Source organism: Streptococcus sp. V913 (assembly GCF_054353455.1).
Map to the genome: position 1 here is coordinate 234040 of NZ_JBTHHX010000002.1, position 16970 is coordinate 251009.

Here is a 16970-nt window from a genome sequence, read left to right on the forward strand (position 1 = left end):
AGGAGCAAGTGTTCTGGTAATCAGCCTTTGTTTCTTTAGATTTTCTTCACATAGAAAGGAAAAACGATGAAATCATATACCCTTAATAATGGAGTTTCAATTCCTGTTCTAGGATTTGGAACATGGAAGGCTGAAAATGGAGAAGTAGCCTACCAAGCTGTTTTAGAAGCCTTAAAGGCTGGTTATCGTCATATCGATACTGCAGCTATCTATAAAAATGAGGAAAGTGTTGGTCGTGCTATTCGAGATAGCGGTGTTCCACGCCAAGAAATCTTTGTAACGACCAAACTCTGGAATACCAATCACAGCTATGATGAAACTCGCCATGCATTTGAAGAATCAATGGAAAAACTGGGATTGGATTATCTAGATTTGTACCTTATTCATTGGCCAAATCCAAAACCACTAAGAGAAAATGACGAATGGAAAACTCGCAATGCTGAAGTCTGGCGAGCGATGGAGGATCTTTACAAAGAAGGCAAAATCCGTGCTATCGGCGTTAGTAATTTCCTTCCCCATCATTTGGATGCTTTGCTTGAGACAGTAAGAGTCATTCCGGCGGTCAATCAGGTACGCTTGGCACCAGGAGTTTATCAAGAGGAAGTGGTTGACTACTGTAAAGAGAAAGGAATTCTCTTAGAGGCTTGGGGGCCTTTTGGGCAAGGGGAGTTGTTTGAACAGAAAGAAGTCCAAGAAATTGCTACTAAGCATGGGAAATCAGTGGCTCAAATTGCCTTGGCTTGGAGTTTGGCAGAAGGATTTTTACCTCTACCTAAGTCAGTGACAGCCTCTCGCATTCAGAGCAATCTGGACTGTTTTGGGATTGAACTCAGCAAAGAAGAACGAGAAATCTTAAAGAAAATCTCGGTGACTTCTGGCGCACCACGTGTGGATGAGATGGATTTTTAGTTTGTGAAATCTATTTATACTGAAATAAAGAAGACTAGGAATTTTTAATCCTAGTCTTTTTGTGTATAAAAAATCTAAATTATTTGTATAATAAAATAGTTTTATAAATTGAAATAAATGAACAAGTTTAGAAAATATTGCTTTAATAGAACAAATAACACGAACGATAAAATTAAATAAGCAAGATATATACGTAAATATTACATTTTTGTGACAATTCAGATTTTTATGAAAATTTAGGATTATTTGCGTTATAATAGGTATACTTTAAAGAAAAAGGAGATTATTTATGAATAGACGACAACGTTTTTCATTAAGGAAATACAAATTTGGTCTTGCTTCAGTTTTATTGGGAACTGCTTTGGTTTTTGGAGCAAGTCAAGTCAGTGCCAATGAGCAGAGTACAGGTGAAAATCAAGCTCAAACTGAGGCAATCAAGACAGAGCTAAAAGACGATAAACACTCAAACTCTTCAACTGACCAAACCAATACTAATGGGATAGCACCAGTAGTTGGAGAGAAACAAGAAGTTGAAACTTCTAAAGAGGATGCTAGTAAACAAGATGCTAAGGTAGATGCTCCGGTTGATAAAACTGCTGAAGCCCAAGAATCAGGAAAAGATAGCGCAGTTGCAAAAGAAGAAAATCAAGGTGTCGTCCAAAAAGAAACAACAGTCGATACCAGTACAGCGCCTGCTACTGAGAAGGCTTCTAACATAGAGAACAAAGAGGCTCAAGCAACGACAGCTCCTAAAACTACTGGAGAAACGGCAACTACTGAAAAAGAACAAGAAAAAGCTGAGTCTGCAAAACCCAATAGTCTTTCAAGCAATGATATCATCACAGTACCAAAAACTTGGAAGGCTGGTTACAAGGGGACGGGGACCGTTGTTGCCATTATTGACTCTGGACTTGATTTGAATCATGAGGTTCTTCGAATTTCAGATCCATCAAAAGCAAAATTTAAAAACAAGGAAGCTATCGAAGCAGCTAAAAAGGCTGCTGGAATCGACTACGGTAAATGGTATAGCGATAAGGTTGTCTATGCCTATGACTACTTTGACGGAACAGATAAGATCAAAGAAGCAGAAAGAACTTCTCATGGGATGCACGTGACAGGGATTGCTGCTGGAAATCCTGATAAAGAAGCACCGAATGGTGAAAAGGTCTATGGTGTTGCACCAGAAGCCCAAGTCATGTTTATGCGTGTCTTCTCAGATCGCCAAAAAACGACAAGTTCGGCCCTTTATGTAAAGGCGATTGATGACGCAGTTGCCTTGGGAGCAGATGCCATTAATATGAGTTTGGGATCTAGTACTGGTTCTATGGTGGATGCTGGTTCTGATATTGTGGATGCTATCAAACGGGCTCGTGCCAAGGGAGTTTCTGTTCTTATCTCAGCAGGAAATAGCAATACATTCGGAAATGGTTATTCAAAACCGCTAGCCGAAAACCCAGACTATGGCTTGGTTGGAAATCCATCCACTGTTGAAGACTCAATTTCAGTTGCTTCTGTCAACAATAAAACATTGACGACAGCGGTTTTTGAAGTCAAAGGTCTAGAGGGAAATGCCAGCCTTCATAACGGAAAATTTGATTATAGTCAACCTGAAGCAGATAAAGACTTTGAAAAGGGAAAAGAGTATGAATATGTCGAAGCAGGGTTAGGTCGTGAAGAAGACTTTGCGAAGTTGGATTTAACTGGGAAACTGGCCCTCATTCAGCGTGGAGCTATGAACTTTTCAGAGAAAATCAAAAATGCACGAAAACACGATGCAGTTGGTGCTTTGATCTACAATAATGTAGAAGGTGCAAACATTAATATGGCTATTGATGATGAAGCAAAGAAAATTCCTTCTGTATTTATTTCTAAACAGTATGGTGAAGCCTTAAAATCAGGAAAATACAAGATTGTTTTTAATGACAAGATGGATAATCGCCCTTCTGATGTAGCCAATCAGCTATCTGACTTTTCAAGTTGGGGAGTGACTACTGATGGACAATTGAAACCGGATGTGACAGCTCCTGGTGGCAATATCTACTCATCCTTTAATGACAATACCTATGGTAGTATCAGCGGAACCAGTATGGCAGCTCCTCACGTTACAGGTGTTGCGGTTCTGGTTAAGGAATACCTTCAAAAACACCATCCAGAATTGACTCCTGAGCAAGTATCAGAGACTGTCAAGGCCTTGATCATGTCAACTGCAAAACCACATGTTAATAAGGATACAGGCACTTATACCTCTCCTCGTCAGCAAGGTTCTGGTATTGTGGATACAGCTGCTGCAGTGTCAACAGATCTCTATGTAACGGGTGAAAATGGTTATCCAAGTGTGACTTTAGGAAATGTTGGAGATCAATTTACTTTCAAGGTCACTGTGCACAATATTTCAGATACTGACCGTACTCTCAAGATGGTAGTGAATACCAATACAGACGAAGTCCAAGATGGGAAATTCACCCTTCGACCTCGAAAACTAACGGAGACAGTCTGGCCTGAAGTGACGGTCAAAGCCCACAGCAGTCAAACAGTCACTGTTAAAGTAGATGCTCGAAAATTTGCTGCTGAACTCAGCAAACAAATGCCAAATGGCTATTTCCTTGAAGGGTTTGTTCGATTTGTAGATCCAGCAGATGATGGGGATGTTGTGAGTCTTGCATTTATGGGCTTCCGAGGTGAATTCCAAAATCTCCCTGCTGTCGAAAAACCAATTTACAACCTTGTTCGAGAAGGGAAAAATGGATTTTACACGGAAGTAGACAAGGAAAATCCTGCCGTTAACTACTCTAATGATGCGACCTATCTAGCAAGCTTGCAAAATGATCTTCTTGTTTCTAAAGGTCAACGCCAAGGACGCCGAATTACCGTTCTTGGAATCGAACAAAATGCTGAAGGTAAGCATGTTCTTCAGTTGGACGAAAAAGGGAATGTCCGTATTGCCATTTCTCCAAATGATGATGGAAACAAAGACCTAGTTGAATACAAAACGGTTGCTTTGAGAAATCTTGTAAATCTTCGGGCAACAGTTTATGCGGCTACGGATACTAAGCATGAACATCCTATTTGGGAGGGCGATGCAAAGGATCTTCGCAAGAATTACTTTGATGGTGACAGTAGAAATCTGAAGAGTTATATTCTAGATAATACTGCTTGGAGAGGCCAGGATTTTGATGGTAATACCGTTGCGGATGGTTTATATGACTATGTTATCAGTTATACACCAGACGTTCCAGGAGCAAAAGAACAATACACGACCTTTAAAATTCAAATTGATACTCAAAAACCTGTCATTACAAGTGGTTATATTCGCTTTAAAGATGGAAATCAAGAATTCGTAGCTCGCAAACCAAAAGATGTGGGTCAAGGCGGTATCCTTTCAGAAAAAGTCTTCTATATCACACCATTTGACAAGAAAGGGACCATGGTTCTAACTGGAAAGGACCAGTCTGGAACGCGTGCGCTTGAGAACACCCATCTGATTAAGGCCAATGCTGACGGTAGTTATACACTTCCTAAGGATGTTGACAAGGCTAATATTTACTATCTTGTTGAGGACTATGCAGGAAATGTCGACTATATCTCGCTTGCCGAACTTGTGCGCGATCAAAATAGTGGTCGAGTGAAAATCGCCTTGAAGGATGCGAAAACAAACCAAGATATTGATACCCTCTATGTCTATCGAATCAAAAATAGCAAGGGACAATATGTCGATGTCGACAAGTCAAAAGTGATTCATTTCTTACAGTTTGGTCATTATACAGCAGAAATTTTCAGTTATGACCGAACAGAATTGAAATTTATCAGTGCCTTGTCCCAAGAGTTTGACCTGACGGAAGAAAATAGTTTCCAAACCATTACCTTCCTAGCAAAACTCCTAGAGTATGCACCAGTATCTGTTTCCTTCAATCAAGCAGTTCCAAAGACAACTACAGTAGTTCTGAAAGGAGAAGATGGGACAAGTATCACTCTTCCTGCTGAAAAATACGGTCAATACGCCTTTGGTAAGAAAGTTGCTACAGGTCGTTATACTGTACAAGTCACCTTGCCAACTGGATATGAACTCCTTGAAGATCTCGTTTCCTTGCTCGTTCAGCCAGGTCGAAATAATGCTTTGCGCCTATCTGTTGTGTCTAAGTTGGCCTTGATTGCTGCGGTAAATCAACAAAAAGAACTGGTAGAAACGTCTCGTTACTTTAATAGTAGTGCAGATAAGAGAAAAGCTTATGATCAAGCTTTCCAAGTGGCGCAGTCAGCCTTGTCAAGCAAGTTGAAGCAAGAATTGATTGATGGCGTTCTCGCTAGTCTTGAAGCTGCTGGTAAGACTTTGGATGGAAAAGATTTGAACGTGGCAGCCTTGAAAGAAGCTATGAAAGCTTACTACGCAACGACTAAAACTGGACGATATGCTAATGCCAAGGAAAAAGTACGTCGAGCTTATGATCGTGCCTTCCAAGAAATTGCCTTACTAGCTGTGGACCCTAAAGTCAAACAGGATCAAATAGACCAATCTCTCATTGCCCTAGCTACAGCTAAAAGCAAACTAAATGGCAAGGCCACAGACTTCTCTAGTCTAAAGAAACTGGTCAAGGATGAACGTCTCTTCCAAGAAAAGAATGCGAGATTTATCTATGCAGATAAGAAAGAAAAAGCAGCTTATCTTCTAGTCTTTAAAGAAGCACAGGAACTCCTTAAAGATCCAGGAGCGAGCCAAGAAGATGTCAAAGATGCCATTACAGTCTTGAAACAAGCCAAGAGAAATCTACATGGCAAAAAACCAAAAGCAAGAAGACATCCTTAAACAGGAGTTTCTGAAGCTTTACTGATAAATGAGTCTGGAACTTTGTTTTCAGACTCATTTTTGGTTTACACTAGCTAGGAAATCTGCTATAATACTAGCTAGGAAAGAAAGTCTTATGGCGTTCTTCAAGCGAGCTTGGGATAGTGGGAGCCAAGTAGGACAAGGTAAGAAACTGGCGCTTTCTGTCGTATTTTAAAAAACAATGAAGTAATAAATTAGGGTGGAACCGCGTTTCTGACGCCCCTAGGTCACAGACTTAGGAGTAAAGACACGGTTCTTTTTGTATCCAAAGTCACAAGAATTTATAAAAAGGAGTAAATAATGTCTAAAAAATTGACTTTCCAGGAAATCATCCTTACTTTGCAACAATTTTGGAATGACCAAGGTTGTATGCTCATGCAGGCTTATGATAATGAAAAAGGTGCGGGAACAATGAGTCCTTACACTTTCCTTCGTGCTATCGGGCCTGAACCATGGAATGCGGCTTATGTAGAGCCATCACGTCGTCCTGCTGACGGTCGTTACGGAGAAAACCCTAACCGTCTTTACCAACACCACCAATTCCAAGTGGTTATGAAGCCTTCTCCATCAAATATCCAAGAGCTTTACCTTGAGTCTTTGGAAAAATTGGGTATCAATCCTTTGGAGCACGATATTCGTTTCGTTGAGGACAACTGGGAAAACCCTTCTACTGGTTCAGCTGGTCTTGGATGGGAAGTTTGGCTTGATGGTATGGAAATCACTCAGTTCACCTATTTCCAACAAGTTGGTGGATTGGCAACTGGTCCTGTGACTGCGGAAGTTACCTATGGTTTGGAGCGTTTGGCTTCTTACATCCAAGAAGTGGACTCTGTCTATGATATCGAGTGGGCCGATGGTGTAAAATACGGAGAAATCTTCATCCAGCCTGAGTACGAGCATTCAAAATATTCCTTTGAAATTTCTGATCAAGAAATGTTGCTTGAAAACTTTGATAAGTTTGAAAAGGAAGCTGGTCGTGCCTTGGAAGAAGGCTTGGTTCACCCTGCCTATGACTATGTTCTCAAATGTTCACATACCTTTAATCTGCTTGACGCGCGTGGTGCCGTATCTGTAACAGAGCGTGCAGGCTATATCGCTCGTATCCGTAACTTAGCCCGTGTCGTAGCCAAAACCTTTGTCGCAGAACGCAAACGCCTAGGATACCCACTTTTGGATGAAGCAACACGAGCTAAACTCTTAGCTGAAGACGCAGAATAGTGAGTAATACTGTGCTCTAAAATCGTTAGAGGCAAGTCGAAGACTTGCTAGAGGGATATGCACCGCTGTACTGTTATGTGGGGATTTTTGAAACCTTAGGTTCAAAAATCAGTCAGCTAAATCCACTTTGATGAGACTGTTGGAAATCTTGTTCAATTTTGCATTAGATTTCCATTCAGACTCACAAAGTTAGTTAGCGACGTCCCCAGTACCTAAGGTGCATATCAAAAAAGACTGAAGAAAATGTAAAGGAAAAAACATGACAAAAAACTTATTAGTAGAACTCGGTCTTGAAGAGTTACCAGCCTACGTAGTAACTCCAAGCGAAAAACAACTAGGTGAAAAAATGGCAGCCTTCCTCAAGGAAAACCGCCTGTCTTTTGAAGCCATTCAAACCTTCTCCACACCACGTCGTTTGGCTGTTCGTGTGACTGGTCTTGCAGACAAACAGTCTGATTTGACAGAAGATTTCAAGGGACCAGCAAAGAAAATTGCCTTGGATGGTGATGGAAACTTCACCAAAGCAGCTCAAGGATTTGTCCGTGGGAAAGGCTTGACAGTTGAAGATATTGAATTCCGTGAAATCAAGGGTGAAGAGTATGTCTATGTTACCAAGGAAGAAGTGGGTAAACCAGTTGAAGCCATTGTTCCTGGTGTTGTAGATGTCTTGAAGTCCTTGACTTTCCCTGTCAGCATGCACTGGGCTAACAACACTTTTGAGTATATCCGCCCTGTACACACTTTGACAGTTCTCTTGGACGAGCAAGAGTTTGATTTGGATTTCCTTGATATCAAGGGGGGTCGTGTGAGCCGTGGTCATCGTTTCTTGGGACAAGAAACTAAGATTCAGTCAGCATTGAGCTACGAAGAAGACCTTCGTGCACAGTTTGTAATCGCGGATCCTCGTGAACGTGAGCAAATGATTGTTAATCAAATCAAAGAAATCGAGGCAAAACATGGTATACGTATCGAAATTGATGCGGACTTGCTGAACGAAGTCTTGAACTTGGTTGAATATCCAACTGCCTTTATGGGTAGTTTTGATGCCAAATACCTTGAAGTTCCAGAAGAAGTCTTGGTGACTTCGATGAAGGAACACCAACGTTACTTTGTTGTCCGCGATCAAGATGGTAAACTCTTACCAAACTTCATTTCTGTTCGTAATGGAAACGCAGAGCATTTGGGAAATGTCATCAAGGGTAATGAAAAAGTCTTAGTTGCCCGCTTGGAAGACGGAGAATTCTTCTGGCGTGAAGACCAAAAATTGGTCATTTCAGATCTTGTTGAAAAATTGAACCAGGTGACCTTCCATGAAAAGATTGGTTCCCTTCGTGAACACATGATTCGTACAGGTCAGATTGCCGTCCTTTTGGCGGAAAAAGCTGGTTTATCAGTGGATGAAACGATTGATCTTGCCCGCGCAGCATCCATTTATAAGTTTGACTTGTTGACAGGGATGGTTGGTGAGTTTGATGAACTCCAAGGAATTATGGGTGAGAAATATGCCCTTCTTGCTGGGGAAACTCCAGCAGTTTCGGCTGCCATTCGTGAACACTACATGCCTACATCAGCGGATGGAGCTCTCCCAGAGAGCAAGATCGGAGCCATTCTAGCCATTGCAGACAAATTGGATACGATTTTGAGTTTCTTCTCAGTGGGCTTGATTCCATCAGGTTCTAATGACCCTTATGCCCTTCGTCGTGCAACGCAAGGTGTAGTTCGTATTTTGGATGCTTTTGGTTGGCACATTGCTATGGATGAGTTGATTGATAGCCTTTATGCTTTGAAATTTGACAGCTTGACTTATGCAAATAAAGCAGAGGTCATGGACTTTATCAAGGCTCGTGTTGATAAGATGATGGGTTCTACTCCGAAAGATATTAAGGAAGCGGTTCTTGCAAGCTCGAACTTTGTCGTGGCGGATATGTTGGAAGCAGCAAGTGCTCTTGTCGAAGCAAGCAAGGAAGAAAACTTCAAACCGTCTGTCGAATCTCTCTCACGTGCTTTCAACTTGGCTGAGAAAGCTGAAGGATCTGAAACAGTTGATTTTGCTCTTTTTGAAAATGAAGAAGAGAAAGCCTTGGTGGAAGCAGTAGAGTCACTCGTTTTATCAGGGACTGCAAGTCAGCAATTAGAACAACTCTTTGCGCTTAGACCAATTATTGATGCTTTCTTTGAGAATACTATGGTAATGACCGATGATCAAGATATTCGTCAAAATCGATTGGCCATCTTGTCGCAATTAACCAAGAAAGCAGCTAAGCTTGCACGCTTTAACCAAATCAATACCAAGTAGACTCTCTATTAAATAAACTGTATCTTTTTACAAAGGAGATAAACATGGATTCAAAAAAAATCGCTCGTATCAACGAGCTCGCTAAAAAGAAAAAAACAGAAGGCTTAACTTCTGCTGAAAAAGTAGAACAAGCTAAACTTCGTGAGGAATACATTGAAGGCTATCGTCGTGCTGTTCGTCACCATATTGAAGGAATTAAAATTGTAGACGAGGAAGGAAATGACGTAACGCCAGAAAAACTACGCCAAGTACAACGTGAAAAAGGTTTACATGGTCGTAGTTTAGATGATCCTAACTCATAAAATGAAAGGGGGCTGTAGATGATTTACAAGCCCTTTTTCTGTTGTAATAAAAAAAGGAGCCATTTGGCTCCTTTTTAGTTTCTTAGTTACTTGCGCCAGAAGTAGCGTCTGCGCCACCACTGTGGCCTCCAGCGTCACCTGAATCAGAAGCACCAGAAGTAGCATCGGCATCTCCATGACTTCCAGCAGCAGGAGCAAATGGTCCGCTACCACCAACCAAACGTTGACCCGTTTCTTTTAGGTACCAGTCAAGCCATGGTTGGAAGTTAAAGACAATTTCATTTATTCCAGCGTATGATCCATCAGGATAGTACATCGCTTGGTAGTTGTGGGTGTTGATGACACCTGCAGGAGAACCTGGAACGATCGTACGGACGTATTCTTGGTTTCCGTTACGAAGTGTTCCGATAACCCACTCTACATTCTTCATACGTGCTGGTGGAAGAGATCCATGAACAGTCGACATACGGTTACCTGATTGAGGTGGTACACGTTTGGCAAACATGGTGTCTGGATCTTGGTGAGCGTTATTGTAGTAGAGGAATTGGTTGTTATCGTCAGCGTATGTCAATTCAAATGGCATAGCTTTCAAGAACATATCAATTTGGTTAACTGTCAGGATACCATGGTCCAGTTTGACATAGGTATCACCAGAAACAGCTCCAGTGATTGCAGCAACTTTTTCTACCCATTCTGGATCGTCAGGATCAACTTCTGTGATGGTTGTAGCGATTGGTTTTCCACAATCCAAGTCTTCTGGTTCGATTGGTTTTGGTTTTTTCAATTTCGAAACGACTCCTACGTATTTTACAAAGTTATCTAAGCAAGTTTCAAGGAATTTAACAGTGCCTTCGTTGGTGATATTTCCGTCGTTATCAAAAGCTTCCTTAGCTTTACCAAGAAGGAATTCGTTACCTGGAAGCGTGTAGGCATTGACACCTGGAGCATCAAGGATTTTACGGAGGTGAACTTGGGCACGTGATGTTCCTTGGTCGTAGTATGATGCACCTACAATCATAACAGGCTTGTTTTCAAATGGATGAACTTCGTATGAAAGCCATTCAAGTACAGATTTGAGAGAAGCTGAGATAGTGTGGTTGTGCTCAGGAGTGGCGATAATGACACCATCAGCACGTGTAATCTTGTTATACAAGAAGCGCAATTGGAAACTTTCGTCCCATTTTTCGTCTTGGTTAAACATTGGAACTTCATCGATTTCAAGAACTTCTAATTCAAATTTGAATTTGAAATTGCGACGAATAAATTCCAAGAGTTTGCGGTTATATGATTGATCGTAGTTTGATCCAACAAGTCCAACAAATTTCATTCTTTCGGTCTCCTATCTTACAAATTTTCCCAGTCAAATTCTTCTGCATCTTTGCGAAGCAATTCTTGTGCATTGCGCAATTTTTCAGTAATCTTCACAAAGATACGGAAGTCATCAAAGATGGCATCCAATTTCTTGATGACATCAAGGTCAACTAAGTCGCCACTTGGGTTAAATGCTTGAAGAGAGTGTGAGAGCAAGAATTCATCTGGTAGAACATTTGCCTTAATTTCAGGAGCGTTCAAGATTTGACGAAGCTGCAATTGGGCACGAGATGAACCAAGTGTACCATAGGAAGCACCAGTGATCATGATTGGTTTGTTCAAAAGTGGGTAGATACCGTAAGATAGCCAAGCAAGAGCGCTCATCAAAACCGCAGGGATAGAGTGGTCGTACTCAGGAGTACCGACAATCACACCGTCAGATGCTTCAATTTTAGCAGCAATTTCAAGAATTTCATCTGGAAGTTGCTTATCTGCTGGCTTGTTGAAAACAGGGATATCCTTGATTTCAACGAGTTCAATTTCAGCTTTATCAGCAAAGTGTTTTTGCATGTATTGGAGCAATTGGCGATTTGTAGAACGTTTAGAGTTCGTTCCAACAATGGCAATAAGTTTTAGCATGAGATTTCCTTTCTCTTTTTACATAATACAATTTTGAAGGCCTGAAGAACATGCAAGGCGTCCCTCTTTGTCGATGAGGATGGCTTCAATCCCATCTATACTTTCGACTTGCCAGAGGATAGAAGCGCTACGTTCTCCAAATAGGCGGGTTGTCCAAATCTCACCATCAACGGACTTATCTGAGATAATCGTTAGGCTAGCGAGGTCTGTTTCGACAGGGAATCCTGTCTCACTATCAAAGATATGGTGATAGTCTTTTCCATCTACTGTCAGGTGGCGTTCATAGATACCTGAAGTGACAACGGATTTGTTAGACGCAGGAATGGTTAGGAGATGATTGCCACGAGGATTTTGCGGATCTTGAATCCCAATCTGCCAGGCTTTCCCTTCTTTAGCTTGGTTATTCCCGATGGTGAGGATATTTCCTCCGAGATTGATCAAGGCAGAGGTGACACCGTGTGCTTTTAAATACTGGGCAACCTTATCTGCACTATAGCCCTTGGCTAAGCAACCTAGATCAAGCTTCATTCCTTTCTTCTCTAAAAAAACAGTAGAGCTAGTCGGATCCAACTTGATAAAATGCGGGTCAACTAGGGGCAAGACAGCTTCGATTTCGTTTAACTCTGGAAGTCGTGCATCTGTAAATCCGATTCGCCAGGTTTGAATCAAGGGACCGATACTGATATTTAGATGGCTAGAGGGAGCTAGGCTGTGCTCCAGTCCAAGAGCAATCAGTTCAAATAGGTCAGGATGAACCTTAACAGGTGTGATTCCAGCCTGGTGATTGATTTCCATCAGTTCGGATTCTTGACTGTTGGCGTTGAAGCGGTACTCGAGCTCTTTGAGCAAATCAAAGGCTCCTTGAAGCAGGCAATCGGCCTGTTCATCTACTAATGAAATAGTGATAATTGTTCCCATTAGTCGTTCAGAACGTGAACGAAGAGGCAAGCTACCAACTCCTTTCTTCTTCTTCAGAGGAAATATTCAAGTTAGGTTAAATTTTTTGATAATTGAACCCCTTACATTTTATTCCTATGTTTCTAGCATAACATAAAGTCAGCGTTTTCACAAATAAATTTTAACAAAAAGTCAAGTAATATGCTCAAAAAATATAAGAAAAGGTTAGAAACTCAAAAAAATAATATAATAAAGCTTAAAATTGCTTAAAATAATAGAATTCTAAGCAAATACCTTGTAAACGCTAACAATAAATGTTATACTAGAAAAGTAAATTTTAAATTAAAGGTAGGAATTTTTCTATGAGTAAAATCGTTGTAGTTGGTGCAAACCACGCTGGTACAGCATGTATCAATACTATGTTGGACAACTTTGGACATGAAAATGAAATCGTTGTATTTGACCAAAACTCAAATATTTCATTCCTTGGTTGTGGAATGGCGCTTTGGATCGGGGAACAAATTGATGGTCCAGAAGGTCTCTTCTACTCTGATAAAGAAAAATTGGAAGCAAAAGGTGCTAAAATCTACATGAACTCACCTGTTCTTTCAATCGACTATGACAACAAGGTTGTTACAGCAGAAGTTGAAGGAAAAGAGCACAAAGAATCTTATGACAAATTGATCTTTGCGACTGGTTCAACTCCAATCTTGCCTCCAATCGAAGGTGTTGAAATTGTCAAAGGTAACCGCGAATTCAAGACAACTCTTGAAAATGTTCAATTTGTTAAGTTGTACCAAAATGCTGAAGAAGTTATCAATAAACTTGCTGATAAGAGCAAGCACCTTGAGCGCATCGCAGTTGTTGGTGGTGGTTACATCGGTGTTGAGCTTGCTGAAGCCTTTGAACGTCTTGGAAAAGAAGTTGTACTTGTTGACATCGTAGACACTGTGTTGAACGGCTACTACGACAAAGACTTCACTCAAATGATGGCGAAGAACTTGGAAGACCACAACATCCGCTTGGCGCTTGGTCAAACTGTAAAAGCAATCCAAGGTGATGGCAAAGTAGAACGCTTGGTCACAGACAAAGAAACATTTGATGTGGATATGGTTGTTCTTGCAGTTGGTTTCCGTCCTAACACAGCTCTTGCTGATGGTAAGATTGAACTCTTCCGCAACGGTGCCTTCCTTGTAGACAAGAAACAAGAAACATCAATTCCAGGTGTTTATGCAGTAGGTGACTGTGCGACTGTTTATGACAATGCTCGTAAAGACACTAGCTACATCGCTCTTGCATCTAACGCTGTACGTACTGGTATCGTTGGTGCTTACAATGCTTGTGGACATGAATTGGAAGGAATCGGTGTGCAAGGATCAAACGGTATTTCAATCTATGGTCTTCACATGGTTTCAACTGGTTTGACTCTTGAAAAAGCAAAAGCAGCAGGTTACAATGCAACTGAAACTGGCTTTAATGATCTTCAAAAACCAGAATTTATGAAGCATGACAACCACGAAGTTGCCATCAAGATTGTCTTTGATAAAGACAGCCGCGAAATCCTTGGTGCACAAATGGTTTCACATGATGCTGCTATCAGTATGGGAATCCATATGTTCTCACTTGCTATCCAAGAGCATGTAACAATCGATAAATTGGCCTTGACAGACCTATTCTTCTTGCCACACTTCAACAAACCATACAACTACATCACAATGGCTGCACTTACAGCTGAAAAATAACAATAGCTGAGCTATCTGGCCTTAAGTTAAGGTCAGATAGTTTTTTTAATCCATCTGTACCCAGACAATTATTGTTTTTCTATCTTGTACTTCATTCTAATCTGGCCTAAAATGAAATGGTAGCTACCAATACAAATGATGAGGATTAAGAAATGACTGAAAATCGTTATGAACTAAATAAAAACTTGGCACAGATGCTCAAAGGTGGGGTTATCATGGACGTTCAGAACCCTGAACAGGCTCGTATCGCAGAGGCTGCTGGTGCGGCAGCTGTTATGGCCTTGGAACGGATTCCAGCTGATATTCGTGCAGCTGGTGGAGTTTCTCGTATGAGTGATCCAAAGATGATTAAGGAAATCCAAGAAGCGGTCAGTATTCCAGTGATGGCCAAGGTCAGAATCGGGCATTTTGTTGAAGCTCAGATTTTAGAGGCTATTGAGATTGACTATATCGATGAGAGTGAAGTGCTGTCTCCAGCAGACGATCGTTTCCATGTGGACAAGAAAGAATTCCAAGTTCCTTTTGTCTGTGGAGCTAAGGATTTGGGTGAAGCCTTGCGTCGTATCGCTGAGGGAGCTTCCATGATTCGGACAAAAGGAGAACCGGGTACAGGAGATATCGTCCAAGCCGTTCGCCATATGCGTATGATGAATCAAGAAATTCGCCGTATTCAAAATCTACGCGAAGATGAACTTTATGTGGCAGCAAAAGAACTCCAAGTCCCTGTAGAATTGGTCCAATACGTTCATGAACATGGAAAATTACCAGTTGTCAACTTTGCAGCCGGAGGTGTTGCAACACCAGCAGATGCTGCGCTAATGATGCAACTGGGTGCAGAGGGGGTCTTTGTCGGTTCAGGTATTTTCAAATCAGGCGACCCTGTTAAACGAGCAAGTGCTATTGTCAAAGCGGTAACCAACTATCAAAATCCTCAAATTTTGGCTCAAATCTCTGAAGACCTAGGGGAAGCCATGGTTGGTATCAATGAGAATAAAATCCAAATTCTCATGGCTGAGCGAGGAAAATAGATGAAAATTGGAATATTGGCCTTGCAAGGTGCCTTTGCAGAACATGCAAAAGTGTTAGATAAATTAGGAGTCGAGAGTGTCGAAATCAGAAATTTAGAGGATTTTCAACAACATCAGAGTGACTTGGTGGGTTTGATATTACCTGGCGGTGAGTCTACAACCATGGGCAAGCTCTTGCGCGACCAGAACATGCTACTTCCCATCCGAGAAGCCATTCTATCTGGATTACCCGTTTTTGGGACCTGTGCGGGCTTGATTTTGCTGGCTAAGGAAATCACTTCTCAGGAAGAAAGTCATCTTGGAACTATGAATATAGTGGTTCAGCGCAATGCCTATGGACGCCAACTAGGAAGTTTTTATACAGAGGCAGAATGTAAGGGAGTTGGCAAGATTTCGATGACCTTTATCCGTGGTCCGATTATCAGTAGTGTTGGAGAGGGTGTAGAAATTCTAGCAACAGTTGATAATCAAATCGTTGCTGCGCAAGAAAAAAATATGCTGGTACCCTCTTTTCATCCAGAATTGACAGATGATGCTCGCTTGCACCAGTATTTTATCAATATGTGTAAAGAAAAAAGTTGAGAAAAGATTCTCAACTTTTTTACATGTAATAAACAATCGCGATATATTGGAGTGCAGATGCTGCTAGGATAAAGAGATGCCAAATCATGTGGAAATAAGGTTTTTTCTTAGCGTAAAATCCAGCTCCAACTGTATAACAGAGTCCGCCAGTTACCATGAGACTCCAAAAGATTGGCGTTGTTTGACTGATAATGGCAGGAATAATAGCCAGAACCAACCAGCCCATAATCAGGTAAAGGGCAAGGCTGAATTTCTCATTGACCTTTTTAGCAAAGATTTTATAGAGGATGCCGAAGATGGTCGTTCCCCACTGAATGGCAATGATCAGATAGCCAAACCAGTTATTCATCAAAGTCAATACGACCGGCGTATAAGAGCCTGCGATAGCCACGTAAATCATAGAATGGTCGATGATTCGCAAGACGTATTTGTGGGTCGAACCATAGGCCATAGAGTGGTAAATGGTTGACGAGAGGAACATGAGAAAGAGACTGATAACAAAGATTGAAACACCAAAAGATGATAAAAATCCGTGTGCTTCATAACTATAGGTGGATGAAATAGGGAGTAGGATGAGCATGATAACGGCACCCACAGCATGGGTCACACTATTAGCAATTTCCTCTCCAAAACTGAGCTTTTTACTGAGTTTTAGACTGGTATTCATTGGATTTCCTCCTCTTCTTTGTTAAGGATTAAGTCTAGAGTTTGATGATAGAGTTTAACCGTTTGACAGCTGGTTTGGATAATAGGATTCTCTGGATCGATCCCATGGTTCATGTAGTCCACAAAAGCATCGTAGAGCTGGTCTGAGCTTGCATAAGTGTGTAGAGTATTCAGTGTCTGAGCGATTTCTTGAATCGAAAAGACAGATTTGAGAGTAGTGATAGCAATCAAACGGGCAATCTGTTTGCGTTGGTATTTCTTCTTGTCAGGCTTTATCAGGTAACCATGTTTGACATAGTTATTGACCATAGATGCGGTCAGGCCCTTTTCTTTATCCGGAGAGATAGGGGCGCAGACTTGATTGACATAAAGCAAAACCTGATCCAGATAGAGGTCAATGTTTGGAATTTCTTCCCATTTTGGGTAGGAAAAGATAGAATTCATTTCCAACTCCTTTTTATCTAGTTTTGATAACTAGATTATAAAATAATAAAAAACAAAAGTCAAGTTTCAACTGCTTGTAGAAAGCCCTAAATTATGCTATGATGAGAGAAAATA

At 41.1% G+C, this 16970-nt stretch carries 13 protein-coding genes; 8 read left to right on the forward strand and 5 right to left on the reverse strand.

All coding sequences use genetic code 11. The features are described from left to right. The first annotated feature begins 66 nt into the window (after window positions 1–66). The 5 genes from ACXYSL_RS05075 to ACXYSL_RS05095 all read left to right on the forward strand — a co-directional run bounded on the left by ACXYSL_RS05075 (window position 67) and on the right by ACXYSL_RS05095 (window position 9547). Window positions 67–909, forward strand: coding sequence for an aldo/keto reductase (locus tag ACXYSL_RS05075; RefSeq protein WP_458624147.1), 843 nt, complete (start codon window positions 67–69; stop codon window positions 907–909). 289 nt (window positions 910–1198) lie between these two features. Then, window positions 1199–5710, forward strand: coding sequence for a S8 family serine peptidase (locus tag ACXYSL_RS05080; protein WP_458624148.1), 4512 nt, complete (start codon window positions 1199–1201; stop codon window positions 5708–5710). Between the two features lie 321 nt (window positions 5711–6031). Further along, entirely contained in the window at window positions 6032–6949 is a 918-nt protein-coding gene (glyQ, locus tag ACXYSL_RS05085) for a glycine--tRNA ligase subunit alpha (protein ID WP_000038733.1), read from the forward strand. 259 nt (window positions 6950–7208) lie between these two features. Then, the gene (gene glyS / locus ACXYSL_RS05090) at window positions 7209–9245 is read left to right on the forward strand and encodes a glycine--tRNA ligase subunit beta (RefSeq protein WP_458624149.1); all 2037 of its coding nucleotides are present in this window, start codon (window positions 7209–7211) and stop codon (window positions 9243–9245) included. 44 nt (window positions 9246–9289) lie between these two features. Then, complete coding sequence (locus ACXYSL_RS05095; RefSeq protein ID WP_000377481.1) at window positions 9290–9547, forward strand: DUF896 family protein; 258 nt, start codon at window positions 9290–9292, stop codon at window positions 9545–9547. Between the two features lie 82 nt (window positions 9548–9629). On the opposite strand, the gene ACXYSL_RS05100 is transcribed toward ACXYSL_RS05095, so the two are convergent. The 3 genes from ACXYSL_RS05100 to ACXYSL_RS05110 are packed head-to-tail and all read right to left on the reverse strand — an operon-like array spanning window position 9630 to window position 12445. Next, window positions 9630–10874, reverse strand: coding sequence for an NAD(P)H-dependent oxidoreductase (locus ACXYSL_RS05100; protein WP_458624150.1), 1245 nt, complete (start codon window positions 10872–10874; stop codon window positions 9630–9632). A 17-nt stretch (window positions 10875–10891) separates the two neighbouring features. Next, window positions 10892–11497, reverse strand: a complete 606-nt coding sequence (locus tag ACXYSL_RS05105; protein ID WP_000915936.1) for an NADPH-dependent FMN reductase — start codon at window positions 11495–11497, stop codon at window positions 10892–10894. Window positions 11498–11515: 18 nt separating this feature from the next. Next, window positions 11516–12445, reverse strand: coding sequence for an FAD:protein FMN transferase (locus tag ACXYSL_RS05110; protein ID WP_458624151.1), 930 nt, complete (start codon window positions 12443–12445; stop codon window positions 11516–11518). Window positions 12446–12756: 311 nt separating this feature from the next. Between ACXYSL_RS05110 and nox the strand changes: the two genes are divergently transcribed. The 3 genes from nox to pdxT all read left to right on the forward strand — a co-directional run bounded on the left by nox (window position 12757) and on the right by pdxT (window position 15746). Further along, window positions 12757–14136 (forward strand): H2O-forming NADH oxidase, encoded by a 1380-nt coding sequence (nox, locus tag ACXYSL_RS05115; protein ID WP_458624152.1) that lies wholly within the window; start codon window positions 12757–12759, stop codon window positions 14134–14136. Window positions 14137–14288: 152 nt separating this feature from the next. After that, window positions 14289–15164 carry a pyridoxal 5'-phosphate synthase lyase subunit PdxS gene (gene pdxS / locus ACXYSL_RS05120; RefSeq protein ID WP_458624153.1) on the forward strand — a complete coding sequence of 292 codons (876 nt, stop codon included), beginning with the start codon at window positions 14289–14291 and terminating at the stop codon, window positions 15162–15164. Beyond that, a complete protein-coding gene (gene pdxT, locus ACXYSL_RS05125; RefSeq protein ID WP_458624154.1) occupies window positions 15165–15746 on the forward strand; it encodes a pyridoxal 5'-phosphate synthase glutaminase subunit PdxT in 582 nt (193 codons plus the stop codon). 19 nt (window positions 15747–15765) lie between these two features. Here pdxT and trhA read toward each other — a convergent pair whose 3' ends face one another. Further along, complete coding sequence (gene trhA / locus ACXYSL_RS05130) at window positions 15766–16413, reverse strand: PAQR family membrane homeostasis protein TrhA (protein ID WP_001097972.1); 648 nt, start codon at window positions 16411–16413, stop codon at window positions 15766–15768. Beyond that, window positions 16410–16856, reverse strand: a complete 447-nt coding sequence (locus ACXYSL_RS05135) for a DUF1836 domain-containing protein (protein WP_084939038.1) — start codon at window positions 16854–16856, stop codon at window positions 16410–16412. Before ACXYSL_RS05135 ends, trhA begins: the two co-directional genes overlap by 4 nt. Window positions 16857–16970: the final 114 nt, after the last annotated feature.